This is a genomic window from Mesorhizobium sp. J8, from assembly GCF_016591715.1.
GTDB lineage: Bacteria > Pseudomonadota > Alphaproteobacteria > Rhizobiales > Rhizobiaceae > Mesorhizobium.
In genome coordinates, this window is record NZ_AP024109.1 from 6,054,452 (window position 1) to 6,077,426 (window position 22,975).

At 63.9% G+C, this 22,975-nt stretch carries 22 protein-coding genes; 14 read left to right on the forward strand and 8 right to left on the reverse strand.

Features of this window, described 5'->3' with window-relative positions; genetic code table 11:
* The first annotated feature begins 214 nt into the window (after positions 1–214).
* From rpmB to MJ8_RS28935, 5 genes are all read left to right on the forward strand, one after another.
* A complete protein-coding gene (gene rpmB / locus MJ8_RS28915; RefSeq protein WP_040989302.1) occupies positions 215–511 on the forward strand; it encodes a 50S ribosomal protein L28 in 297 nt (98 codons plus the stop codon).
* A 111-nt stretch (positions 512–622) separates the two neighbouring features.
* Positions 623–1,309, forward strand: a complete 687-nt coding sequence (locus MJ8_RS28920; protein WP_201411983.1) for a queuosine precursor transporter — start codon at positions 623–625, stop codon at positions 1,307–1,309.
* A gap of 82 nt (positions 1,310–1,391) precedes the next feature.
* Positions 1,392–2,066, forward strand: coding sequence for a hypothetical protein (locus tag MJ8_RS28925; protein ID WP_201411984.1), 675 nt, complete (start codon positions 1,392–1,394; stop codon positions 2,064–2,066).
* Between the two features lie 141 nt (positions 2,067–2,207).
* Positions 2,208–3,983, forward strand: a complete 1,776-nt coding sequence (locus MJ8_RS28930; protein ID WP_201411985.1) for a GtrA family protein — start codon at positions 2,208–2,210, stop codon at positions 3,981–3,983.
* A gap of 99 nt (positions 3,984–4,082) precedes the next feature.
* A complete protein-coding gene (locus MJ8_RS28935; RefSeq protein WP_225248068.1) occupies positions 4,083–5,015 on the forward strand; it encodes a hypothetical protein in 933 nt (310 codons plus the stop codon).
* 26 nt (positions 5,016–5,041) lie between these two features.
* Here the strand turns inward: MJ8_RS28935 and MJ8_RS28940 are convergent, their stop codons facing one another.
* From MJ8_RS28940 to MJ8_RS28955, 4 genes are all read right to left on the reverse strand, one after another.
* On the reverse strand, positions 5,042–6,058 hold the full coding sequence (locus MJ8_RS28940) for an esterase-like activity of phytase family protein (RefSeq protein ID WP_201411986.1): 1,017 nt from the start codon (positions 6,056–6,058) through the stop codon (positions 5,042–5,044).
* Entirely contained in the window at positions 6,055–7,953 is a 1,899-nt protein-coding gene (gene cobT, locus MJ8_RS28945) for a cobaltochelatase subunit CobT (RefSeq protein ID WP_201411987.1), read from the reverse strand. Before cobT ends, MJ8_RS28940 begins: the two co-directional genes overlap by 4 nt.
* 55 nt (positions 7,954–8,008) lie before the next feature.
* Positions 8,009–8,995, reverse strand: a complete 987-nt coding sequence (gene cobS, locus MJ8_RS28950) for a cobaltochelatase subunit CobS (RefSeq protein WP_201411988.1) — start codon at positions 8,993–8,995, stop codon at positions 8,009–8,011.
* Positions 8,996–9,118: 123 nt separating this feature from the next.
* A complete protein-coding gene (locus tag MJ8_RS28955; RefSeq protein ID WP_201411989.1) occupies positions 9,119–9,742 on the reverse strand; it encodes a J domain-containing protein in 624 nt (207 codons plus the stop codon).
* Positions 9,743–9,878: 136 nt separating this feature from the next.
* Between MJ8_RS28955 and MJ8_RS28960 the strand changes: the two genes are divergently transcribed.
* Positions 9,879–10,181 carry a BolA family protein gene (locus MJ8_RS28960; protein WP_201411990.1) on the forward strand — a complete coding sequence of 101 codons (303 nt, stop codon included), beginning with the start codon at positions 9,879–9,881 and terminating at the stop codon, positions 10,179–10,181.
* Here the strand turns inward: MJ8_RS28960 and MJ8_RS28965 are convergent, their stop codons facing one another.
* On the reverse strand, positions 10,182–10,988 hold the full coding sequence (locus MJ8_RS28965; RefSeq protein WP_201411991.1) for an alpha/beta hydrolase: 807 nt from the start codon (positions 10,986–10,988) through the stop codon (positions 10,182–10,184).
* A gap of 291 nt (positions 10,989–11,279) precedes the next feature.
* Between MJ8_RS28965 and MJ8_RS28970 the strand changes: the two genes are divergently transcribed.
* The 3 genes from MJ8_RS28970 to MJ8_RS28980 are packed head-to-tail and all read left to right on the forward strand — an operon-like array spanning position 11,280 to position 16,116.
* Positions 11,280–13,229 carry a PrkA family serine protein kinase gene (locus MJ8_RS28970; RefSeq protein WP_201411992.1) on the forward strand — a complete coding sequence of 650 codons (1,950 nt, stop codon included), beginning with the start codon at positions 11,280–11,282 and terminating at the stop codon, positions 13,227–13,229.
* A 20-nt stretch (positions 13,230–13,249) separates the two neighbouring features.
* On the forward strand, positions 13,250–14,560 hold the full coding sequence (locus tag MJ8_RS28975) for a YeaH/YhbH family protein (protein ID WP_201411993.1): 1,311 nt from the start codon (positions 13,250–13,252) through the stop codon (positions 14,558–14,560).
* A gap of 11 nt (positions 14,561–14,571) precedes the next feature.
* Positions 14,572–16,116 (forward strand): SpoVR family protein, encoded by a 1,545-nt coding sequence (locus tag MJ8_RS28980; RefSeq protein WP_201411994.1) that lies wholly within the window; start codon positions 14,572–14,574, stop codon positions 16,114–16,116.
* Between the two features lie 27 nt (positions 16,117–16,143).
* On the opposite strand, the gene MJ8_RS28985 is transcribed toward MJ8_RS28980, so the two are convergent.
* Genes MJ8_RS28985 through MJ8_RS28995 form a run of 3 tightly spaced genes read right to left on the reverse strand, consistent with a single transcriptional unit; the run spans position 16,144 to position 18,769 of the window.
* Positions 16,144–17,040, reverse strand: a complete 897-nt coding sequence (locus tag MJ8_RS28985; protein WP_201411995.1) for an HlyC/CorC family transporter — start codon at positions 17,038–17,040, stop codon at positions 16,144–16,146.
* Positions 17,037–18,152 (reverse strand): 3-dehydroquinate synthase, encoded by a 1,116-nt coding sequence (gene aroB, locus MJ8_RS28990; RefSeq protein ID WP_412177080.1) that lies wholly within the window; start codon positions 18,150–18,152, stop codon positions 17,037–17,039. The genes MJ8_RS28985 and aroB overlap by 4 nt, the downstream gene beginning before the upstream one ends.
* Positions 18,149–18,769, reverse strand: a complete 621-nt coding sequence (locus MJ8_RS28995) for a shikimate kinase (RefSeq protein ID WP_201411996.1) — start codon at positions 18,767–18,769, stop codon at positions 18,149–18,151. The genes aroB and MJ8_RS28995 overlap by 4 nt, the downstream gene beginning before the upstream one ends.
* A gap of 290 nt (positions 18,770–19,059) precedes the next feature.
* Between MJ8_RS28995 and MJ8_RS29000 the strand changes: the two genes are divergently transcribed.
* From MJ8_RS29000 to MJ8_RS29020, 5 genes are all read left to right on the forward strand, one after another.
* Positions 19,060–19,236, forward strand: coding sequence for a histidine kinase (locus MJ8_RS29000; protein WP_140756185.1), 177 nt, complete (start codon positions 19,060–19,062; stop codon positions 19,234–19,236).
* Positions 19,233–20,147 carry a site-specific tyrosine recombinase XerD gene (locus MJ8_RS29005; protein WP_201411997.1) on the forward strand — a complete coding sequence of 305 codons (915 nt, stop codon included), beginning with the start codon at positions 19,233–19,235 and terminating at the stop codon, positions 20,145–20,147. Before MJ8_RS29000 ends, MJ8_RS29005 begins: the two co-directional genes overlap by 4 nt.
* Before the next feature lie 100 nt (positions 20,148–20,247).
* A complete protein-coding gene (locus MJ8_RS29010) occupies positions 20,248–21,198 on the forward strand; it encodes an acetyl-CoA carboxylase carboxyltransferase subunit alpha (RefSeq protein WP_140756454.1) in 951 nt (316 codons plus the stop codon).
* Between the two features lie 209 nt (positions 21,199–21,407).
* Positions 21,408–22,697 carry a L,D-transpeptidase family protein gene (locus MJ8_RS29015; protein ID WP_201411998.1) on the forward strand — a complete coding sequence of 430 codons (1,290 nt, stop codon included), beginning with the start codon at positions 21,408–21,410 and terminating at the stop codon, positions 22,695–22,697.
* Positions 22,698–22,727: 30 nt separating this feature from the next.
* Positions 22,728–22,967: a sulfurtransferase TusA family protein gene (locus MJ8_RS29020; RefSeq protein ID WP_201411999.1), complete on the forward strand. Its 240-nt coding sequence runs from the start codon at positions 22,728–22,730 to the stop codon at positions 22,965–22,967.
* Positions 22,968–22,975 lie beyond the last annotated feature (8 nt).

Below are 22,975 nucleotides of genomic sequence, written 5' to 3' on the forward strand. Positions count from 1 at the left end.
TCCAGCCTGGCATTTCCCTTCGCGAAGGGCTTATAGTTTAAAATCCGACCTTTATATGGAGCGCGACTGGCGGCCGGCGACGTGCCGGAGCTTGACGCAATGGCGAAATGCCACTATGGAACGCCAACTTTTCCAAAGGCCGCCTGACCGAGACCGCGCGCCGCCTGGCGCGGGCAGAATGGTTTGGCAGGTTTAGAAACTGAAGGTTAGACAAATGTCCCGCACCTGCGAACTCACTGCCAAGGCAGTCCAGACCGGCAACAATGTGAGCCACGCCAACAACAAGACCAAGCGTCGCTTCCTGCCGAACCTGGTCAATGTGACGCTGATTTCCGAAGCGCTGAACCAGAACGTTCGCCTGCGCATCTCGGCCAACGCGCTGCGTTCGGTCGAGCACCGCGGCGGCCTCGACGCCTTCCTGGTCAAGGCCGACGTCAAGGAACTGTCGCAGCGTGCTCGCCTGCTGAAGAAGCAGATCGCCAAGAAGCTTGCCGAGCAGTCGGCCGCTTAAAGCAGCTATCAGGCGGGGGACGACCGCCTCGAGCACCGGCCAAGCCGGTGCTCGGCTTATGAGCGAGCGTCGGCATGACGCTCCGCTGGTTCCATTACCCAGGATAAAAAAATGAGCTTCCTGACGCGATATCTGCCCTTCGTGGCCGCCATGGCGCTCGTCGTCGTGGCCTCCAACATCCTCGTGCAGTTCCCGATGCAGGGCGAGATCGGCGGCCTGTCGCTCGCCGACCTGCTCACCTGGGGCGCCTTCACCTATCCCTTCTCCTTCCTGGTCACCGACCTCGCCAACCGCCGCTACGGCCCGGCCGTGGCGCGCAAGGTGGTGTTCGTCGGCTTCATGACCGCGGTGACCTGCTCGATCCTGATCCCGCCCTTCCTGTTCCGTCATGGCCTGATCGAGTTCGAGACCGCCGCCGACAGGCTGGTGCGCATTGCTGCCGCTTCGGGTGCTGCCTTCCTGACCGCGCAGCTGCTCGACGTCACCGTGTTCAACCGTCTGCGCCGGCAGAGCTGGTGGCGCGCGCCGATCGTCGGCACGCTGGTCGGCTCGGTGTTCGACACCGTCGTCTTCTTCGGCGTTGCCTTCTCCGCCGCCTTCGCCTTTGCCGGCCCCAATGACAGCTTCGCGCTGCAGACGGCGCCGCTGATGGGAGTGCTGCCGGTCGAGACGATGCGCTGGGTGTCCTGGGCGCTTGGCGACCTTTCGGTGAAGCTCATCATCGCCGTGGTGGCGCTGATCCCCTATCGGCTGCTCGCAGCGCGCTGGAGCCAGCCGGCGGTCGCGGCCGGAGCATGATTCCAGGAAGCGGGAACCGGTTTTCGGAAAAGATCATGCTCCAGGCAAAACGAGAGAGCATGATTCCAAGTGTAATCAGCTCATGATTCCCTGGGTCCAGCTTGATTCTGCCCGCACGCCCGATGGCGGCCAGGAGTTGCGCCTGAAGCAACGCGGCACCGAATTCTCGATCATGCTCGGCGCCAACGAATTGATGAACAGCCGCCTCAGCGGCTCCGAGGAGGCTCTCGCCAAGCTTTCCTGCGAGCGGATCGCCGGGCGCAAGGGGCCGAGGCTCCTCATCGGCGGGCTCGGTATGGGCTTCACCTTGCGCGCCGCTCTCGCAGCGCTCGATCCCGACGCCGCCGTCACCGTCGCCGAACTCATCCCCGCGGTCATCGTCTGGGCGCACGGCCCGATGGCGAAAATCTTCGACGGCTGCCTCGACGACCCCCGCGTCACCATTCGCGAGGCAGATGTCGGCCAGCTGATTAGGGCGCAGAAGGCCGCCTGGGACGCCATCCTGCTCGACGTCGACAATGGCCCCGAAGGCATCGTCTACAAGGGCAATGACGCGCTCTATGGCGCGCCCGGCCTGGCGGCGGCGCGCGCCGCCTTGACGCCCGGCGGCGTTCTGGCGGTCTGGTCGCAAGGGCCGGACAGCGGCTTCACCCGTCGGCTGAAGCAGGCCGGTTTCGCGGTCGAGGAGATCAATACGCGGGCCAACGGCAAGCGCGGCGCCCGCCACGTCATCTGGATTGCGACCAACCGCCCCTGACGCATTCGGCCACGGTCGCGGCGGCTTTACGCTTTGTTACGCCCGATGATGCAGGATCGCGAAAATCTCCAGAGCGGTTCGTCGTTTCACGGAAACGGCCAACCACTTTTCCTGGAATTGCTCTAAGGCATTGCGGCCAGCATGACCGTGCAAGGCACCGGTTGGAAAAACGATCTCCCGCTTGCGTTGTGCGCCACCCTGGTGGTGCTGGCGATCAACGCGGTGTCCGGCTTCCCCACTCTTGCCAACTATGGAGCGGACAATGACAGCATGCTGCGGCTGGTCGAGGTCCGCGACCTGCTCGCCGGCCAGGGCTGGTTCGATCTCCATCAATACAGGATGGGCACGGCGGGCGGCTTCGTCATGCACTGGTCCCGGCTGGTGGATGCGCCGCTCGCATTTCTTATCATGGCCTTCGATGCGCTGGGTGCCGGCACCGCCGCCGCCGAACGCGCCGCGCAAATCATCTGGCCGACCCTGCTCTACGGGCTGACCATATTCGTGCTCATGCGCGCCTCGCAGCGCTTCGCCGGTACGAATGTCGCGATGCCGGCGGTCATCCTGTCGACGGCAGCGCTGTTCTTCCTGGTGGTCTACAGCCCCGGCGTGATCGATCATCACAATGTCCAGTTGCTGCTGACGGCGGCCAGCCTCTGGCTCTTGATGGAAGCGCCGGCATGGCGGCCAGCCGCCCTGCTCTCAGGCATTTGCGCCGGCCTGACGCTGGCTGTCGGCATGGAGACCGCTCCCTATGTGGCGGTGCTCGGCATCTGCGCCGCTGCCCTATTCATCCTCGACGACAGAGAACGCTTCACGGCGCGGGGCTTCGGCCTCGGATTTGCCGGCATCGCCTCGCTGGTCTTCGTCGCGACCATCCGGCCGGCCGACTGGGGCGTCGCCCAATGCGACGCCTTCTCGTCCTTCCAGTTTGCCGTGGCGGCGCTGTCCGGCTTCGGTCTCGCGATCGCGGCTGCATCGGCCGCGTCGACAGCCCGGGCGCGGCTGGTTTCCATGCTGGCGCTTGCGGCGGTGATCGCGGCCGCCGTGATTGTGTTCTTCCCGCAGTGCCTGGCCTCGCCCTATGCGGGCATGGACGAGCGCATCCGCACCTATTGGCTGGACGACGTGGTCGAAGCGCAGCCCTTCTGGAGCGTCGCCATCCACCAGCCGAAGCTGATGGCGGCACGTTATGTGACGCCCTGCATCGCGATCCTGCTGATCGGCCTTCAACTCAGGATCCGGCGCCTGCGCCGCGAGGAAATTTTAGCCGCCATCCTGCTCCTCGTCGCCTTCGGCGTCAGCCTCTGGCAGGTGCGCGGCTCGACCTTCTCCGTCGCCTTCGCCGTATTGCCGCTCTCGGCCTGGATAGCGAAAATCCGCCTGCGGGCTAACACCGCGCCCTCATGGCGCCTCTCCACCGGCATCGTGATGGCGTGGCTGGTCTCTCTCAACGTGACCTGGGCCGGCGTCGCGGTGGCGGCGCAATCGATGGTCCAGAAGGCGCCGCAGCGGATCAATTCCGATCCCGACCACGCCGTGACCTGCGGCAAGCCGGGCGACTTCCGCGAGCTGGCGGCCAAGCCGGCGACGACGGTGCTTGCCTCGTCCAATCTCGGCTCGGGGATACTGATGTTCACCGGCCACCGGGCGCTGGCCGGCCCTTACCATCGCAATATCGGCGGCAATCTCGCCATGCTCGACGCGTTCATGGGCACGCCGGACGCCGCCCGCGCCGTCATCGAGCGCGAGCATGTAGGACTGGTCGCGATCTGCCGCGGCAACACGGAAGAGATATCGCTGGGCCTGGACGCGCCGAATGGCCTTGCCGCGGCATTGCTGCGGGGCGATCCGCCGACATGGCTCGAATTGGACCAGTCTACCGCGGGAAAGCCGATCGAGATCTACAAGGTCCGCTGAATATCGGCCCGCGGCGATATCAGCATCGTCAACCGCGCCCTCTGCAACGCGCACGGTTCGCACCGATGCAACATCATCGCGTGATTTGGAAAACCGCGATTGAAGTCGGTCGCCTGGATCATTGCAATCCAGCCTGTGCTTTGGTTAGCATTTCGCCCTGGCGGCGATATATGTAAGCAAGAAATTTGGATTCGGGGTTTTCAGCTTGGGGAGAAGACATCCATGTCGGCCATAGACGGCGCGGCGGCGCCAGCATCGACCACACAAACGCTGCAGCACGTTGTCTCCCACATGGTGGATGCCGTGAACCGCGCCGCCTTTGTGGAAAAGCCGTTCTGGCATCTTGAGATGACGGATGTCTTTCCGGCGGACCTCTATCAGCGCATGCGCGCCGCCATGCCCGAGGCGCGTGAGTATCGTGCGCTCAAGGGGCGCAACAATGTGAATATCAAGGCTGACGGAACCGCGACGCGGATCAAGATCGACCTCTACCCCGAATATATCCGCCATCTGCCCAACGAGAAGCGGGCCGTCTGGGCCCTGGTCGGCAAGGCATTGCATGCGCCGGAACTGAAGGATGCCTTCATGCGCCGCCTTGCCCCCGGCTTGGAGCGCCGATTCGGCTCGGATTTCATGAAGGTCGGCATGTATCCCGTGCCGATGCTGACCCGCGACGTGGCGGGCTACAAGATCGGCTTCCACACCGACACGAAATGGAAGGGCATCACGGTCCAGTTCTATTTGCCCGAGGACGACTCGATCAACCATATCGGCACCCGCTTCGCCGAGCGCATGCCGGACGGACGTTTCGAGAATTCGCACCGGATGTCGTTTTCGCCGAATACAGGCTACGCTTTCGCGGTCGGCACCGACACCTGGCATGCGGTCGACACCGTCGGACCGGAGGTCCGCACCCGCGACAGCATCCTTCACACCTATTTCGTCGACAACACCGCGACGCTCAAGATCCGCAACCGCAGCAAGCGCGCGGCCAATTTCGTGATGAACGAAGTCCGCCACATCGGCCGGTAGTCTCGGCGCTCGCCGGCCGGTCTTGCTCAGTCCTGGTGCAGGATGAATTCGAGGTAGAGGTTGCGCTGCAGGATCGAATGGTTGTCGTCGGATATCAGCGACACCATCAGCGCGCCGTCGTCGCGGGTCCAGACGTCCAGCCCTTCCATATTGTCGATCTGGTAGCCCATGTCGGCTTCCATCAGCACCGGTCCGTCGGCGACCGCTCCCTTCTCGACGCTTTCGCCATGGATACGTCTGAGCCGCATCTTCACCCCGCGGGCGATCGAGAAGCTGCGTTCCAGGAGCAGCAGATCACCGTCCGGCAGGAAGGCGCCGTCCGTGATGTCGAAATCGCCGCCGCGCCTGATGGTGAAGACGCCCTTATGCGGCCCCTCGATGACGGCGGCGTAGACATTGCCGGCCTTATCGAGGCTCCTCTCCGAAACCACGACCAAGCCGCCCTCGTGCTGTCCATAAGGGTTGGCGTGGGTGACGGTCTCGAAGCCGCGATTCTGGCGCAACTCCTGGGCCGGGACCAGGTAATCGAGCCGCCTCAGCGGCGCTTTCATATTATCGGGATCGATCCTGAATTGGGCGACGCGCTGGTCGCGCTCGAAGCCGACGGTGGCGATGCCGTCCTTGACCGCGAGCCCTTCCGCATCGACCTTCCATTTCCGGTCGATCGGCCGGCCCGAGGCATCGACCATCTGCTGCATGCGGAAATTCTTGACGCCCGACGGCCGCTTGCCGGCGTCGTGAGTGATCGTGCCGAAGAACCAGAAGCCGGTGTCGGCGACACCGATGAAGTCGCTGCCCGGCTTCAGGAAGCGAAACGCCGACAGTGCGCCGAAATCGCGCGCCGGCGAGGTCATCTCCAGCCCGCCGACGAATTCGAGCGGCCCGAACCGCGTCTCGTCATGGCCGACACGGAACTGGCTGATCGGCCGCGCCGAAACCTCGACCGTCTCGACGGGAGCTCCCGTGGCGGCTATGGCCGGCGAAGCGCAGGCCAGCATGCAGGCGAAAAGCGTCCGCCGTGCACGCCGCCCCGAAAAGGTCATCCGGCGCGCCGCAAGCCGCCGCGCCGGGTGTCGCGCGCGCTTTCCTCGCCGAACAGCGAGGCGAGTTGCTCGGTCATGGCGCCGGCCAGTTCCTCGGCATCGACGATGGTGACGGCGCGGCGATAATAGCGCGTGACGTCGTGGCCGATGCCGATGGCCAAAAGCTCGACCGGCGAGCGCGTTTCGATCAGATCGATGACCGCCCTAAGATGCCGCTCCAGATAATTGCCCGGATTGACCGAAAGCGTGGAGTCGTCGACCGGAGCACCGTCCGAGATCATCATCAGGATCTTGCGCTGCTCGGGCCGGCCGATCAGCCGGTTATGCGCCCAAAGCAGCGCCTCGCCGTCGATGTTTTCCTTGAGCAGGCCCTCGCGCATCATCAGCCCGAGATTGCGCCGCGCGCGCCGCCAGGGATGGTCGGCGGACTTGTAGATGATGTGGCGCAGGTCGTTGAGCCGGCCGGGATTCGGCGGCTTGCCGTCCTTCAGCCATTTCTCGCGCGCCTGCCCGCCTTTCCAGGCGCGGGTGGTGAAACCGAGGATCTCCACCGAGACGCCGCAGCGCTCCAGCGTGCGCGCCAGGATGTCGGCGCAAGTCGCGGCGACCGTGATCGGCCGCCCGCGCATCGAGCCCGAATTGTCGAGCACCAGCGATACCACCGTGTCGCGGAACTTGGTGTCGCGCTCCTGCTTGAAGGACAGCGGCTGCATCGGGTCGATGACCACGCGCACCAGGCGCGCCGGATCGAGATAGCCTTCCTCCAGGTCGAAATCCCAGGAGCGGTTCTGCTGCGCCATCAGCCGGCGCTGCAGCCGGTTGGCGAGCCGTCCGACGACGCCGGACAGGTTGGCCAACTGCCTGTCGAGGAAGGCGCGCAGCCGGTCGAGTTCCTCTTCCTCGCACAGGTCCTCGGCGCCGACCGTTTCGTCGAAGGCTGTGGTGAAGACCTTGTAGTCGATCTCTTTCGGCAGGTTGAGGAACGGATTGTCGTTGCGCTTGGCCTCGCCTGGCGTCTCGGCGTCGGAATCGTCCTCGTCGGAGAGGTCGTCCGAAGTGGCGTCCGTTGCTTCCGTCTCGGCCGACTCTTCCTCGTCGGCGGAGGCTTCGGCATCTTCCGACTGCGACTGCTCGGAGCCTGAATCCTCCTCGCCGCCTTCCTCGCTCTGTTCCTCGCCCTGCTGCTCGTTCTCTTCGTTTTCCTCGGAATCGTCGGTTTCCTGGTCGTCGCCGAGCTCCTCGGCCATTTCCATGGAAACCAGCATGTCGCGCACGACGCGGGCAAAGGCCTGCTGGTCCTCGAGCTTGGCCAACAGGCCGTCGAGGTCGGCGCTCGCCTTCTCCTCGATCCAGGGACGCCAGAGGTCGACCAGCCGCTCGCCGCTCTTCGGCACCGGGCGTCCGGTGAGCTTCTCGCGCACCATGAGCGCGACCGCCTCCTCGAGCGGCGCGTCCGCCTTGTCCCTGACGTCGACAAGGTTTGCCTTGGCGTATTTGTCCTCGAGCATCGAGCCGATATTGTCGGCCACGCCCTGCATGGCGCGGCTGCCGATCGCCTCGACGCGCGCCTGCTCGACAGCATCGAAGATGGACCGCGCGAGTTTGCCCTCCGGCGCCAGCTTGTTGTGGATGCGCTGATCGTGGCAGGCGCGCTTCAGCGCCATGGAATCGCCCAGGCCGCGGGTGATCGCGATATCGTTTCGGGACGCCTTCTTCGGCAATTCCGGCAAACGGGCACGGTTGCCGGCCAGCGCCGGCCGGTCCTTGGCGAATCCGACCTCGAGGTCCTTGTCGCCGGCAACAGCGCGCATGCACACCGTCACGGCGCGCTTGAAGCTGTCGGCTTCAGACCCGTTCTTCGACTTGTTGCGCGTGTTGTCGCCCGGACCCGCCATCGATCATTCCCTGCGCGTTGCATGCTGAAAGGCCGGAGGCCCTTCAGCGGCGCGCCTAGCCCAGCACCACGTTGGCGGCGCTCTCCGGCAAATCCTCGCCGAAGGCGCGCTGGTAGAACTCGGCCACCACCGAACGCTCCAGCTCGTCGCACTTGTTGAGGAAGGTCAGCCGGAACGCCATGCCGATATCGCCGAAGATCTCGGCGTTCTCGGCCCAGGTGATGACGGTGCGCGGGCTCATCACGGTCGACAGGTCGCCATTGATGAAGGCCGAGCGCGTCATGTCGGCGACGCGCACCATCTTGTTGACGATGTCCTTGCCCTTGTTGTCGCGATAATGCTTGGCCTTGGCCAGCACGATGTTCACTTCATTGTCGTGCGGCAGGTAATTGAGCGTGGTGACGATCGACCAGCGGTCCATCTGCGCCTGGTTGATCTGCTGCGTGCCGTGATAGAGGCCGGTGGTGTCGCCGAGGCCGACCGTGTTGGCGGTGGCGAACAGCCGGAACGCCGGGTGCGGGCGGATGACCCGGCTCTGGTCGAGCAGCGTGAGCCGGCCCGAGGATTCCAGCACGCGCTGGATGACGAACATCACGTCCGGACGGCCGGCATCGTATTCGTCGAAGCAGAGCGCGACATTGTGCTGATAGGCCCAGGGCAGGATGCCGTCGCGGAACTCGGTGACCTGCAGCCCCTCCTTGACGACGATGGCGTCCTTGCCGACGAGATCGATGCGGCTGACATGGCTGTCGAGGTTGACGCGCACGCAGGGCCAGTTGAGCCGCGCCGCCACCTGCTCGATATGCGTCGACTTGCCGGTGCCGTGATAGCCCGACACCATGACGCGGCGGTTGTAGGCAAAGCCGGCGAGGATCGCCAGCGTCGTCGCCTTGTCGAACAGATAATCCGGGTCGATGTCCGGCACGTGCTCGGTCGCCGCCGAATAGGCGGGAACGACCATCTTGGACTCGAAGCCGAATTTCTCCTTCACCGGCACCGTCGTGTCGGGCAGGTTGGCGATGTCGCGATCGACCTTGTTCATCACTATCAACGTCTCCACGGGCGAAACGCCGCGTTTCGCCGGCAATCGATTTTGTCCGGGGGCGGTCTTAGAGCCTTTTCCAACCTTATGAAAGTTGGAAAACGACACGGACCGTGGGGCCGCTCAGCACAATCCCGCCTGCTTGAGCACGCGATAGGCCTGCAGCACATCGCGGAACCGGTCTTCCGAACCTCTGTCGCCGCCATTCGCATCCGGATGGTGGCGCTTAACGAGTTCCTTATAACGCGCCTTGATGTCCTGACCAGTCGCCTTTGTGTCAAGGCCAAGCGTTTCCAGCGCCTTGGCCTCAAGCGGCTTTGCCTTGCGCTCGCGCGGCTCGCGCGAGCCGGCACCGAACAGATTGAACGGATCGCGCATCCGGTTGTAGTAGCCGGCGCGGCCCGAACGCTGCTGCGCGAAGTCGGGCGCCGAGCGCGTCCCGCCGCCATTGGCGCCCATGCGCCATGTCGGCCGGTGGCCGGTGAGCGCCTCTTTCTGGAAGCGTGCGATCTCGCTGTCCGACACGCCGGAGAAATAGTTGAAGCCCTTGTTGTATTCGCGCACATGCTCGAAGCAGAAGCGGAAATACTCGCCCTCCTTGAGGCGTCCGACCGGCGCGCGATGCGTGCCCGCCTCGTTGCAGCCATCCCACTGGCAGATCGGGGCGCGCGACTTCAGCTCCGCGTCCTTTTCCGGCCGGATTCGAATTTTCTCGAAATATTTGGGATACGCTTTCATTTCCCCCATTTATGGGCTGTTCGCATATGCGAAACAAGAATTGACATTTCGCCGATGATCGCCCTAACCGCTGAATCGCGGCTTAAAAGCGGTCGAAAACATAGATTTTGCGGCTGTGCCGAAAATGTGGTGAAGGGAAGCCCGAATGTCCATACAGGCGACCATGGAAGATAAGCTGAAGGCGGCGTTCTCGCCCGAACGGCTCGCCGTCATCAACGAAAGCCACCTTCACGCCGGCCATCACCACGTCGAGCACGGCCACGAGGCCCACTTCGACGGCACCGGCGAAACGCATTTCCGCGTCCGCGTCGTCTCGGCCGCCTTTGCCGGCATGAGCCGCGTCGAGCGCCACCGCGCCGTCAACGACCTGCTGGCCGACGAATTGAAAGCCGGCGTGCATGCGCTGGCGATAGAACCGGCCGCGCCCGGCGAGAAGACGCGCTGGTAGTCAACCGACGGTCGCCTTGAGGAACGCCAACGCGGCCGCGGTCAGGGCGTCGCCGTCCTGTCCGAAATCGCGATCGATCGACATATGCGTATAGGCGCTGCCGTCGAACAGCGTGACCTCGGTGCCTGTGGCGCGTAGGCGTTTCGCGAAAGCTTGCGACTCTTCGCCTCGCCCGGGCGCACGCGAATAGGCGATGAAGGTCGGCGGATGCTTCCTGCCGTCGACATAGCTCGCCGGCGACAGAGCGGCCCATTGCGCGGGGTCGGAGAAGACACGCGCATAAGCCCGAACCATGCCGCCATCCCTGGAAAGCGCGGCGAGATCATAGGCCCGAGTGTCGTCGAGAAGCAGGCCAGCGACGCCAGGCAGGCCTCCTCGCAAGCCGGTCAGCGCGACCAGGTGGCATCCGGCCGAATGGCCCATGCCGACGATCCGGTTCGGGTCTCCGCCATGCGGGGCGATGTTGGCGCGCACATAGGCATAGGCCTTTTCGACATCGCCGGCCTGGGTGGCGACATCGGCCTGCGGCAGCATGCGGTAATCGATCGAGACGAAGACGAATCCGTTGGCGAGCAGGAAGCCCGGTTTGGCGCCCACCTGGCTGCGTTTGCCGAAACGCCAGGCGCCGCCATGGACGAAGAACACCACCGGCAGGTTCTTCGCGCCGGCCGGCGCGTAGATGTCCAGCTTGGCCGGACCGTAATCGAAGGTTTGCGGTTCCGGGTGGCCCGGGCGCCCGGCGGCTGACGCACCCGCCGACGACAGCGCCGCCAGGGCTGCCACGATGAAGCTGCGTCGATTAATCATCGCCATCTCCGGCCAGGTTGCGCGGTGTCGGCACGGGTGCTCGCCGCGTGCTTCGTCTACGAACCAAAAATGACAACTTTCGGTGCGAAACCAAATCCGCTCCTTGACCGTCCGCTGGCAATCACCACGTATGTTTACAGGCGAGCATTTGCGGCCGAATCGGGGTGCCCCGAGGCCAGCGCCGGATTGCATTGCGCGTTCTCCCTTCACGTGAAGGGAACCACAATGCTTTCTGGCGGTTGATGAAGCGATGAGCCGATTGGCAGCCTATCGGCTCCGAGGCAAAGCATCATGCGCGAAAACCAATCCGACGTCTTCGATCTGTTTTCGGAGATTTATTCCAACGCGGCCCAGGAAGAGATCAGCCTCCAGCAATATCTGCTGGCCTGCCGTGAGGACAAATCCATGTACGCCTCGGCGCCCGAGCGTATGGTCGAGGCGATCGGCGAGCCGAATCTGATCGACACCAGCAAGGACGAGCGGCTCGGCCGCATCTTCTCCAACCGCACCATCAAGATCTATCCCTCCTTCTCCGACTTCTACGGAATGGAAGACACGATCGAGCGCATCGCCGGATATTTCCGCTATGCCTCGCAAGGTCTCGAGGAGCGCAAGCAGATCCTCTACCTTCTTGGCCCGGTCGGCGGCGGCAAGTCCTCGCTCGCCGAACGGCTGAAGAAGCTGATGGAGGAGCGGCCGATCTACACGCTCAAGGTCGGCAACCAGATCAGCCCGATATTCGAATCGCCGCTTGGCCTTTTCCATCCTGATCGCATGGGCGATCTGCTGGAGGATAAGTACGGCATAGCCCGCCGCCGCCTGAATGGGCTGATCTCGCCCTGGGCGGCCAAGCGCCTGGATGAGCTGAACGGCGACATCTCCAAATTCAGCGTCGTCAAGCTGATGCCGTCGCGGCTGCGCCAGATAGCGATCGCCAAGACCGAACCCGGCGACGAGAACAACCAGGACGTCTCGGCCCTGGTCGGCAAGGTCGACATCAGGCAATTGGAGAATTTCAGCCAGTCCGACCCGGACGCCTATTCCTACAGCGGCGGCCTCAACCGGACGACGCAAGGATTGCTCGAATTCGTCGAGATGTTCAAGGCGCCCATCAAGGTCCTGCATCCGTTGCTGACCGCAACCCAGGAAGGCAGCTACAACGGCACCGAGAATTTCGGCGCCTTTCCCTATCAGGGCATCGTCGTCGCCCATTCCAACGAGTCGGAATGGCAGCAGTTCAAGAACAACAAGAACAACGAGGCCTTCCTCGACCGCATCCTCGTGGTCAAGGTTCCCTATTGCCTTCGCATCACCGAAGAACGGCACATCTACGAGAAGCTGCTGCGCGAGAGCGAGTTGGCGAACAGCCCCTGCGCGCCCGAGGTACTGGACATCCTCAGCCGCTTCACCGTCTCGACCCGCCTTGCCGAGCATGAGAACTCGCCGCTCTACACAAAGATGCGCGCCTATGACGGCGAGAACCTCAAGGAGGTCGATCCGAAGGCGAAGTCGGTCCAGGAATATCGCGATGCGGCCGGCGTCGATGAAGGCATGACCGGGGTCAGCACCCGCTTCGCCTTCAAGATCCTGTCGCAGACCTTCAACTACGACACCAAGGAGGTGGCGGCCGACCCGGTGCACCTGATGTACATCCTCGAGGAGGCGATCAAGCGCGAGCAATTCCCGAAGGAGACGGAAGCCGCCTATCTCGAGTTCATCAAGTCGGAACTCGCGACGCGCTATGCCGAGTTCATCGGCCACGAGATCCAGAAGGCCTATCTGGAATCCTACAGCGAGTACGGTCAGAACCTCTTCGATCGCTACATCGCCTACGCCGATGCCTGGATCGAGGATCAGGACTACAAGGATCCCGACACCGGCCAGATCCTCAACCGCGAGGTGCTGGACAAGGAACTGTCGCAGGTCGAGAAGCCCGCCGGCATCGCCAACCCCAAGGACTTCCGCAACGAGGTGGTCAAATTCACGTTGCGCGCCCGGGCGCGCAACCATGGCCGCAATCCCTCCTGGACGAGCTATGAAAAGCTTCGCGAGGTCATCGAGAAGCGCATGTTCGGTCAGGTCGAGGATCTGTTGCCGGTGATCAGCTTTGGCTCCAAGCAGGACAGCGTCACGGAGAAGCGGCATAATGAATTCGTGCAGCGCATGATGGAGCGCGGCTACACCCAGCGGCAGGTGCGACGGCTGGTCGACTGGTACATGCGCGTGAACAAGGCGGGCTGAACAAAGCGGGGACGGTTCCCATGCCGATCTTCATCGACCGCCGCCTGAACCCGAAGGACAAGAGCCTGGGCAATCGCCAGCGCTTCCTCAGGCGCGCGCGCGAGGAGCTCAAGCGCAGCATCCGCGACCAGGTCCGCACCGGCGGTATCGCCGAGGTCGACCGCGAACATGCCGTGCCGATGCCTCGCAAAGGCACCAGCGAACCGACCTTCGGCGACGACAAGGCAAGCGGCCAGCGCCAGCACATCCTGCCCGGCAACAGGACATTCAGCCCCGGCGATCTTATCGCCAAGCCGGGCGGCGGCGGCGGCTTTGGATCCGCCCCGGGGACCATGGAATCAGAAGACGACTTCCGTTTCGTGCTGTCGCGCGAGGAAGTGCTCGATCTTTTCTTCGAGGACCTCGAACTGCCCGATCTGGTCAAGCTCAACCTCAAGCAGATACTGAGCTTTAAGCCGAGACGGGCGGGCTTCGCGGCAAGCGGGGCGCCGACCAACATCAATGTCGGACGCACGATGCGCAACAGCCATGGGCGGCGCATAGCACTGAGGCGCCCCAAACAGGAGGAGCTCGACGCGATCGCCAGGCAGATCGCCGAGCTGGAAGCGAAGCCGGCAAGTCCTGCGGTGCGCGAACGCATCGCCACCCTGCGCGAACAGCTCGAGCGGCTTGAGCGCCGGCGCAGGCGCATCGCCTATGTCGACCCGGTCGATATCCGCTTCAATCGCTTCGATCCCCAGCCCGTGCCCAACGCGAATGCGGTCATGTTCTGCCTGATGGACGTCTCGGGCTCGATGGGAGAGCGCGAGAAGGATCTGGCCAAACGCTTCTTCGTGCTGCTGCATCTTTTCCTGACGCGCCGCTACGAGCGCATCGAGGTCGTCTTCATCCGCCACACCCACGAAGCCAAGGAGGTGGACGAACATACATTCTTCTACCACACCGAAAGCGGCGGCACGGTCGTCTCCACCGCGCTCGAGGAAATGCACCGCATCATCGAGGAACGCTATCCGGTCGCCGAATGGAACATCTACGCCGCCCAGGCCTCCGACGGCGACAATTTCGCCACCGACTCCGAGCGCTGCATAGAACTGCTCGACCGCAAGCTCATGCGGCTTTGCCAGTATTTCGCCTATGTGGAGATCATCGACGAGCGGGAAAGCCATATCTTCGGCTCGACCGAGAACGGGACGTCGCTCTGGCGGGCTTACAACGCCGTCGACGGGAAATGGCCGAACTTCCAGATGAGGCGCATCGCCGCGCCGGCCGACATATACCCGGTCTTCCGGCAGCTCTTCGCCAGGCAGCCTGATCTGCGCAAGAGCGCTTGAGGGCTTTGGCAATGGTCGGTCAGGCGCGCAAATCCGAACTGCTGTTTTCCGGGTCGGACTGGGATTTCAAGAAACTGTCCCGGGTCTATGACGAGATCGAAGCGGTCGGCCGCGAAGAGCTTCGCCTCGACATCTACCCGGTGCAGATGGAGGTCATCTCTTCCGAGCAGATGCTCGACGCCTATTCCTCGGTCGGCATGCCGCTGATGTACCGGCACTGGTCGTTCGGCAAGCGTTTCCTCTATGACGAGCTTCTCTACCGCAAGGGCGCGCGCGGCCTGGCCTATGAAATCGTCATCAACTCCAACCCCTGCATCGTCTACCTGATGGAAGAAAACACCATGGCGCTGCAGGCCCTGGTGACCGCCCATGCCGCGCTTGGGCACAACCATTTCTTCAAGAACAATCATCTCTTCCGGCAGTGGACGGACGCCGGCGGCATTTTGAACTATCTGGATTTTGCCAAGAGCTATATCGCCCGATGCGAGGAAAGGCATGGCCTGGCCGCGGTCGAGGCGATTCTGGATTCGGCCCACGCGCTGATGGAGCAGGGCGTGTTCCGCTACCATCGGCCGCCGAAACTGTCATCGGAACAACAGCGCGAAGGGCTGCGCGAGCGCCTCGAATATGAGGAGCGCTCCTTCAACGATCTATGGCGGACGCTGCCGCCCTCGCAGGAGAAGAGCAAGTCGGAAGCAGGGGACGAAAACCTTGCCGAGCGGAAGAAATCGCTCAATCTGCCGGAGGAGAACCTGCTCTATTTCCTCGAGAAGAACAGCCTCGTCCTTGAGCCCTGGCAGCGCGAGATTGTCAGAATCGTGCGTGTCATCGCGCAATATTTCTACCCGCAGCGGCAAACCCAGGTGATGAACGAAGGCTGCGCCACCTTCGTCCATTACACGCTCATGAACACGCTGTTCGATCGCGGCCGCATCAGCGAAGGCGCCATGCTCGAGATCCTGCGCAACCACTCCAACGTGGTCTTTCAGCCGGCTTTTGACGACCCTCGCTTTTCCGGCATCAATCCCTATGCGCTCGGTCTCGACATGATGCAGGACATCCAGCGCATCTCGACCGCGCCGACCGCCGAGGACCGCGACTGGTTTCCCGACATCGCCGGCCGCGGCGACTGGCGCGACACCCTGCTCGACGCCTGGGCCAACCATCGCGACGAATCCTTCATCCGCCAGTATCTGAGCCCGACGCTGATCCGCAAATGGCGGTTCTTCGTGCTGGCCGACGGTGCCGACGAGCCGCATTATGAAGTCGCCTCCATCCACAACGAGCGTGGCTACGCCAAGATACGGTCGGCGCTGGCGCAAAGCTACGATATCGGCGCCAGCCGTCCCGACATCCAGGTGGTCGACGTCGACCTTCTCGGCGACCGGCACCTGCGGCTCCAGCACACGGTGAAGGACGGCGTGATGCTCGAGGCTGAAAGCCGCGACGCGACGCTGCGCCATATCCGCAACCTCTGGGGCTACGACGTCAGCCTGGCCGCGATCGACGGCGGAACCGGCGCAACGCTCAGCGAGCGCTGGACCAAGGAACTTTGAGCGGCATCGTTCGCACCGCAGGCCGCCTCAGCCCTCGCCCGCGGGCCTGATCCTCAACCTCGCAATACGGTTCTTGTCGCGCTTCATCACCACGAAGCGCTTGCCGTGGAAGGTGAACGCCTGCTTCTCCTCCGGGATCGACTGCGTCTCATGGATGACGAGACCGGCGATCGTCGTTGCCTCCTCGTCGGGCAGGTCCCAGTCGAGCGCGCGGTTCAGGTCGCGGATCGGCACCGTGCCGTCGACGACCACCGAGCCGTCGGCTTCCTTCTTCACGCCCTGCATGTCGACATCGTGCTCGTCGGCGATCTCGCCGACGATCTCCTCGATGATGTCTTCCAGCGTCACCAGTCCTTCCACCTCGCCATACTCGTCGACGACGATGGCGAAATGCGCCTTTCGCCGCAGGAAGGCGTTGAGTTGGTCCTGCAAGGTGGTGGTGTCCGGCACGAACCACGGCTTCGCCGCGATCTTCATGACATCGATCCGCGAAAAGTCGTTGCCGACCTCGTTGAGGGCCCTCAGCAGATCCTTCGCGTGCAGGACGCCGACGATGTTGTCGAGCGAGCCCTTCCACAGCGGCATTCGGGTGTGCGGACTCGTGAGGATCTCGCGCACCACCGCTTCGGGCGCATTGTCGGCATTGACCGAGCGCATATTGGTGCGGTGGACCATGACGTCCGACACTTCGAGCTCATCGAGGTCGAAGAGGCCCTCGAGCCGATTGCGCTCCTCACCGGCAGCCGCGCCCTCGCGGCGGGCATCGTCGTCCTCTTCATCCTCGCCGTTGCGCTCGGAGCCCTGCGGCGGTTCGATCGGCCGCAACGCATAGCCGCAAGCGGCAAGCAACCGGGCGTGGAACAGAAGCGCCAAAACCACGATGGCGGCAAGGACTGCGGCGACGATCCAGCCGGCGCCGTTCATCCGGGATGGCTCACCTTGAGGAAAGCCAGCACTTCCGAGGGCGGCACGTCCTTGGCGATGAACGACTGGCCGATGCCACGTGTCAGGATGAAGGTCAGCGCGCCGCGCGAGACCTTCTTGTCCTGGGTAATGAAGCCGAGCAACGCCTCGGCGTCCGGCAGCCCGCCCGGAATGTCGGCCATCCGCCACGGCAGGCCGACGGCCCTGAGATGCGCCTCGACGCGTTCCGCGTCGTCCGGGCTTGCCAGGTTGAGCCGCGCCGAAAAACGATGCGCCAGCGCCATGCCGATGGCGACGCCCTCGCCATGGACGAGGCGCGCGCCGTCATATTGGGTGGCGGCTTCCAGCGCGTGGCCGAATGTGTGGCCGAGATTGAGCAGCGCGCGGTCGCCGGTCTCGAACTCGTCGCGGGCGACGACGTCGGCCTTGGCGCGGCAGGCCTCGGCGATCGCCTCGACGCGCGCCGGACCGCCGGCGAACACGTCCCGCCAGTTCTGTTCCAGCCAGGCGAAGAAGCCCGGGCGGTCGATCAGTCCGTATTTGGCGAGCTCGGCATAGCCGGCGCGGAACTCGCGGATCGGCAGCGTATCGAGCACGCCCGTATCGGCAAGCACCAGCCTGGGCTGGTGGAAGACGCCGACAAGGTTCTTGCCGCGGGCGCTGTTGATGCCGGTCTTGCCGCCGACGGAGGAATCGACCTGCGCCAGCAGCGAGGTCGGAATCTGAACGAAATTCATGCCGCGCCGCACGATGCCGGACGCGAAGCCGGCAAGGTCGCCGATGACGCCGCCGCCGAGCGCGATCACCACGTCGCGGCGTTCGAGCTTTGCGGCGAGCACGCCGTCGACCACCTCCTCAAGATGGGCGAAGCTCTTGGTCTTTTCGCCGGCGGGCAGCGTGATGACGGCGGACTGGATGCCGCCTTTCTCCAACCCCGCCTTGAGCGTGTCGAGATGCCCGGCCGCGACGTTCTCGTCGGTGACGATGGCCGCGCGAGTGCCTGGAAGGCGGCGCGCGACCTCTTCGCCCGAGCGCGCCAGGAGCCCCGAGCCGATGAGGATGTCATAGGTGCGGTCGCCGAGCCCGACCTCGACCTTCACCGCCTCGCTCACGATTCCACCTCGTCGGTTGTGGCGCCTGTCGCAATCGCGGCGACCCCCAGATACCTGCAAAGCGCGCAGATCACTTCGCCGGCGATGATCTCCTTGCGGTCGTCGCGCGTCGGCACAGTGAGGTCGGCCGTGGCATAGACGGGATAGCGCTCGCCCATCAGCTTCTCCAGCACGCCGCGCGGATCGGGATTCTTGAGCAGCGGCCGGTTCTGCTTCTTGGAGACGCGCTCCATCAACAGGTCCAGATCGGCCTTTAGCCAGACCGATACGCCGTGCGCGGAAATCGCCTCGCGCGTCTGCGTGTTCATGAAGGCGCCGCCGCCGGTCGACAGCACCTGCGGTCCGTTCTCCAGCAGGCGCAGGATCACGCGCTGCTCCAGCGCCCGGAATTCCGGCTCGCCATAGCGCTCGAACAGCTCCGGCACCGTCATGCGCGAGACGCTTTCGATCTCCTGGTCGCTATCCATGAAGGGCAGCGAAAGCATCGTCGCCACCTTGCGGCCGATCGCCGTCTTGCCGGCCCCCATCAGCCCGACGAAGACGATCGAACGGCTGCCGAGCGCTTCGATCAGCGCGGCGCGGCCTTCGTCCGTCGGATTTGGTGGCAGAGCGTTCATCGGGGCCTCTTTGCGCCGTATCGACATCAAAAGCCAGTTTGCGTCAAGCGCGGCCGGACAGACGTGCTAAGCAGATTCCGCAAAGGTGGCCCACGGTGTTGCGAAGAGAACCTGCGAAAACAACAATCCCTAAGCAGCATTCGTGGGCTTGCCCGCGAATGCCTGCTTAGAAGCTTTTCCGGCAAAAACCTGCAGCGACCGGAATCCTTCGTCCTTGAATTGCCTGGATTGGCGTCCCATAAGGGCACAGGGCTTTGGAAACGCAGAACAAGAAGACGGGCGAAATTTGAATGCCGACTTTGTTTCGCTTCGTCGTGACGCTGGCGGTTCTTGCAGGCATTGCCTATGGCGCGATGTTCGCGCTGGCGATGTTCGTGGAGCCCAAAAAGGCGGAAATGAGCATCCGTATTCCGGCCGAAAAACTGAACCCCAAGAAAACCGACGAAGCGCTGATCCCGGCCCGATGAACAGCGCCGCCCGCATCGAAGCCTTCCTTGAAATGATGAGCGCCGAGCGAGGCGCGGCCGAAAACACGCTTTCCTCCTACCGCCGCGACCTGGAGGACGCTTCCGAAGCGATCAAAGGCGGGCTTGCCGGCGCGGGACCGGCCGACATCCGCGCCTATTTCGACGATATTGCCGCGCGGGGCTTCGCGCCGACCTCGCAGGCGCGCAAATTGTCGGCGATCCGGCAGTTCTTCAAATTCCTCTATGCCGAGGGCCTGCGCGGCGACGACCCGACCGGCACTCTGGACAGCCCACGCAAGGGCCGGCCGTTGCCGAAGACGATGAGCGAGGCCGAGACCGGCCGCCTGCTCGACCGCGCAGCGCAGGAGGCGGCCGAAGCCGGACCGGATGACGACCGGTTGGCGGCGTTGCGCCTGCACGCGCTCGTCGAGGTGCTCTATGCCACTGGCCTGCGCGTGTCGGAACTGGTCGGACTGCCGGTGACGGTGGCGCTGCGCGACGACCGTTTCTTCATGGTCCGCGGCAAGGGCGACAAGGAACGCATGGTGCCGCTGTCGGCCAAGGCGCGCGCCGCCATGCGGGCCTGGCTTGCCGCAAGGGCCGAGCGGCCGGCCTTTGCCGAGAGCCCGTTCCTGTTCCCGGCCTCTTCCGACAGCGGTCATCTCTCCCGGCAGGTTTTCGCCCGCGATCTCAAGGGCTTGGCCGCCCGGTCCGGGATAGAGGCGGCCAAGATCTCGCCGCATGTGCTTCGCCATGCTTTCGCCAGCCATCTTCTGCAGAACGGCGCCGATCTCAGAGCCGTTCAGCAACTCCTTGGCCATGCCGACATCTCGACCACGCAGATCTACACCCATGTGCTGGAGGAGCGGCTGGTGCGGCTGGTCAACGATCATCATCCGCTTGCCGACTAGGCCTCATATCGCTATGTGAGGGCGACGTTCCACCGCCCGGAGCCGGCATTTCAGCGGTTCCGCCAGCCATTTGCCTTCCGACGGATCGGTCCGCTCAAGCATGTACAACTACCTCGACTTTGAAAAGCCGGTGCAGGATCTGGAGCTCAAGATCCTTGAGCTGAAGAAGCTTGCCGAAAACGGCGAGGCGGTCGATGTCGCCGAAGAGATCAGCAGGCTGGAAAAGCGCTCGCGCGACGCGTTGCGCGACCTCTACAAGGCGCTCACGCCCTGGCAGAAGGTGCAGGTCGCGCGCCATCCCGACCGCCCGCATTGCGTCGACTACATCAAAGGCCTGTTCACCGATTTCACGCCTTTGGCCGGCGACCGCAATTTCGGCGACGACCAGGCGATCGTCGGCGGCTTCGCGCGTTTCCGCGGCGAGCCGGTGGCGGTGATCGGCCAGGAGAAGGGTTCCGACACGGCAAGCCGCATCAAGCACAATTTCGGCTCGGTGCGGCCGGAGGGCTACCGCAAGGCGGTGCGCCTGATGGAACTGGCCGACCGCTTCAAGATCCCGCTTTTGACCCTGGTCGACACCGCCGGGGCCTATCCCGGCGTCGGCGCCGAAGAGCGCGGCCAGGCCGAAGCGATCGCGCGTTCGACCTCGGCGTGCCTTTCGCTGAAAGTGCCGTCGATCTCGGTGGTCATCGGCGAAGGCGGCTCAGGGGGCGCCATCGCGATTGCCACCGCCAACCGCGTCTACATGCTGGAGCACGCCATCTATTCGGTGATCTCGCCCGAGGGCGCGGCCTCGATCCTGTGGCGCGACACGACCCGCTCCAAGGACGCGGCGACCAACATGAAGATAACCGCGCAGGATCTTCTCGAGATGAAGATCATCGACGCCATTATTCCCGAGCCGATCGGCGGCGCCCAGCGCGCGCCGGAAACGGTGATCGCCTCGACCGGCGACCTCATCGCCAGGACGATGAAGGATTTTGCCGGCGCCAACACCGATTTCCGCGAGCAGCGCCGCGAGAAATACCTGGCGATGGGCCGCAGTCTCTGACGCGCCAACCTTCAACTGTGGCCAAGATGAGCATTTTTGCCACAAAAATGCCGCCGGATTCGGCTCAATGGGATTTGCCGTGAGGGGTTTGCCAAGGCTTGCGGTAAGGAATTTTCAAGGTTAACGGGCTTACGGTCCGCTGGTGTTCAGCCTGCGGGCTCCGCCATGCCGAGAGCCGTTGGCCAGAGAGAAAAGACGTAGCCGTATCGATGTTTGCCAAGCTTGCCCGCACCGGAGCCCTGATTGCCGCCATCGGCGTCGCCGGCTGCAATGATTCGTCGATGAAGGATTTCGCGCCGGAGGCCAACAAGCCGCTGCCGGACAAGATCCTCGCTGACATGAAGGCCAAGGGCATGGTGCGCACCTCCTCGGTGATGGCGCGCATCTTCAAGGAAGAAGGCAAGCTCGAGATCTGGAAGGCCAAGACCAATGGCCGTTACGATCTCGTCGCCACCTACGACATCTGCAAATGGTCGGGAAAGCTCGGTCCCAAATACACCGAGGGCGACCGCCAGGCGCCGGAAGGCTTCTACACGGTGCGCCCTTCGCAGATGAACCCGCGCTCGCATTACCATTTGTCCTTCAACATCGGCTTTCCCAACGCCTATGACCGCGCCAATGGCCGAACCGGCCAGAACCTGATGGTGCACGGCGCCTGCTCGTCGTCCGGCTGCTATTCGATGACCGACGCGCAGATCGAGCAGATCTATGCCTTCGGCCGCGACGCCTTCGAGGGCGGCCAGACCGAGTTCCAGATCCAGGCTTTTCCGTTCCGCATGACCGCCGCCAACATGGCGCGCTACCGCAACGACCCGAACTACGAGTTCTGGAAGATGCTGAAGGTCGGCTACGATAATTTCGAGATCACCAAGGTGCCGCCGAAGGTCGATGTCTGCGAGAAGCGCTACGTGTTCAACCAGGTGGCGCCGGAAGGCACCACTTTCGACCCGACCGGCCCCTGCCCCGCGACGACGCAGCCGGATTCGCTGAAAACGGCCTATGCCGACTATGAGAAGCGTTATGACGCGGCCTTCAAGGCAGCCGTCAATTCCAGCACGCCGCCGCCAAAGCCGACCATTGCCGGCATCAAGGAAGCCAGCATCGTTTCCGACTGGTCGAAGCGCCGCGCCCGTGGCGAGCGCGTGCCGATCGAGCCGCCGTCGATGAATGCCGACGGTTCGGTGACGGAAACGACCCGCATGGGTCGCATCGATTCCCCGCTTGGCCGCAAGATGGCGGCGCTCGACGCGGAAAAGGAGGCCAAGCGCAAGGCCGAGGAGCAGCGTCTGGCCGCGATCGAGGCGGCCAAGGCCGCCAAGGAAGCGGCCAAGCAGCAGGCTTTGGCCGAGAAGGAAGCCGCCAAGCAGGCGGCGCAGCAGCCGGTCGTCACCGCCGGTGTCGAGACAGCGCCCGCGCAGGAAACCCAGCAGGCGGCCGAAGCCGATCAGGGCACGGTGTCGAAGCTGAAGAAGAAACTGCTCGGCATGTTCGGCGGCTGAGACTTCGCGCGTAACGACATGCGTGAACAAATGCCGAAGCCGCCCGCCACCTACGATCTCAAGGGGCTGAACTGCCCGTTGCCGGTGCTGAAGGCGCGCAAGCGGCTGGCGGCCATGCGGCCAGGCAGCCGGCTTTGGCTGGAAACCACCGATCCGCTCGCGGTCATCGATATCCCGGCCTTCTGCGCCGATGCTGGCCACCAATTGATCGAAACGGCCGCGGTCACCGGTGGCCACCGCTTTTTGGTCCAACGCGGCAACGCCGCCTGACGGGTGGA

Bases quoted from the DNA above. Each gene is read 5' to 3' on its own strand.
- rpmB (WP_040989302.1), top strand. From the start codon at position 215: ATGTCCCGCACCTGCGAACTCACTGCCAAGGCAGTCCAGACCGGCAAC.
- MJ8_RS28920 (WP_201411983.1), top strand. From the start codon at position 623: ATGAGCTTCCTGACGCGATATCTGCCCTTCGTGGCCGCCATGGCGCTC.
- MJ8_RS28925 (WP_201411984.1), top strand. From the start codon at position 1,392: ATGATTCCCTGGGTCCAGCTTGATTCTGCCCGCACGCCCGATGGCGGC.
- MJ8_RS28930 (WP_201411985.1), top strand. From the start codon at position 2,208: ATGACCGTGCAAGGCACCGGTTGGAAAAACGATCTCCCGCTTGCGTTG.
- MJ8_RS28940 (WP_201411986.1), bottom strand. From the start codon at position 6,058: ATGACCTTTTCGGGGCGGCGTGCACGGCGGACGCTTTTCGCCTGCATG.
- cobT (WP_201411987.1), bottom strand. From the start codon at position 7,953: ATGGCGGGTCCGGGCGACAACACGCGCAACAAGTCGAAGAACGGGTCT.
- cobS (WP_201411988.1), bottom strand. From the start codon at position 8,995: ATGAACAAGGTCGATCGCGACATCGCCAACCTGCCCGACACGACGGTG.
- MJ8_RS28955 (WP_201411989.1), bottom strand. From the start codon at position 9,742: ATGGGGGAAATGAAAGCGTATCCCAAATATTTCGAGAAAATTCGAATC.
- MJ8_RS28960 (WP_201411990.1), top strand. From the start codon at position 9,879: ATGTCCATACAGGCGACCATGGAAGATAAGCTGAAGGCGGCGTTCTCG.
- MJ8_RS28965 (WP_201411991.1), bottom strand. From the start codon at position 10,988: ATGATTAATCGACGCAGCTTCATCGTGGCAGCCCTGGCGGCGCTGTCG.
- MJ8_RS28970 (WP_201411992.1), top strand. From the start codon at position 11,280: ATGCGCGAAAACCAATCCGACGTCTTCGATCTGTTTTCGGAGATTTAT.
- MJ8_RS28975 (WP_201411993.1), top strand. From the start codon at position 13,250: ATGCCGATCTTCATCGACCGCCGCCTGAACCCGAAGGACAAGAGCCTG.
- MJ8_RS28980 (WP_201411994.1), top strand. From the start codon at position 14,572: ATGGTCGGTCAGGCGCGCAAATCCGAACTGCTGTTTTCCGGGTCGGAC.
- MJ8_RS28985 (WP_201411995.1), bottom strand. From the start codon at position 17,040: ATGAACGGCGCCGGCTGGATCGTCGCCGCAGTCCTTGCCGCCATCGTG.
- MJ8_RS28995 (WP_201411996.1), bottom strand. From the start codon at position 18,769: ATGAACGCTCTGCCACCAAATCCGACGGACGAAGGCCGCGCCGCGCTG.
- MJ8_RS29000 (WP_140756185.1), top strand. From the start codon at position 19,060: ATGCCGACTTTGTTTCGCTTCGTCGTGACGCTGGCGGTTCTTGCAGGC.
- MJ8_RS29005 (WP_201411997.1), top strand. From the start codon at position 19,233: ATGAACAGCGCCGCCCGCATCGAAGCCTTCCTTGAAATGATGAGCGCC.
- MJ8_RS29010 (WP_140756454.1), top strand. From the start codon at position 20,248: ATGTACAACTACCTCGACTTTGAAAAGCCGGTGCAGGATCTGGAGCTC.
- MJ8_RS29015 (WP_201411998.1), top strand. From the start codon at position 21,408: ATGTTTGCCAAGCTTGCCCGCACCGGAGCCCTGATTGCCGCCATCGGC.
- MJ8_RS29020 (WP_201411999.1), top strand. From the start codon at position 22,728: ATGCCGAAGCCGCCCGCCACCTACGATCTCAAGGGGCTGAACTGCCCG.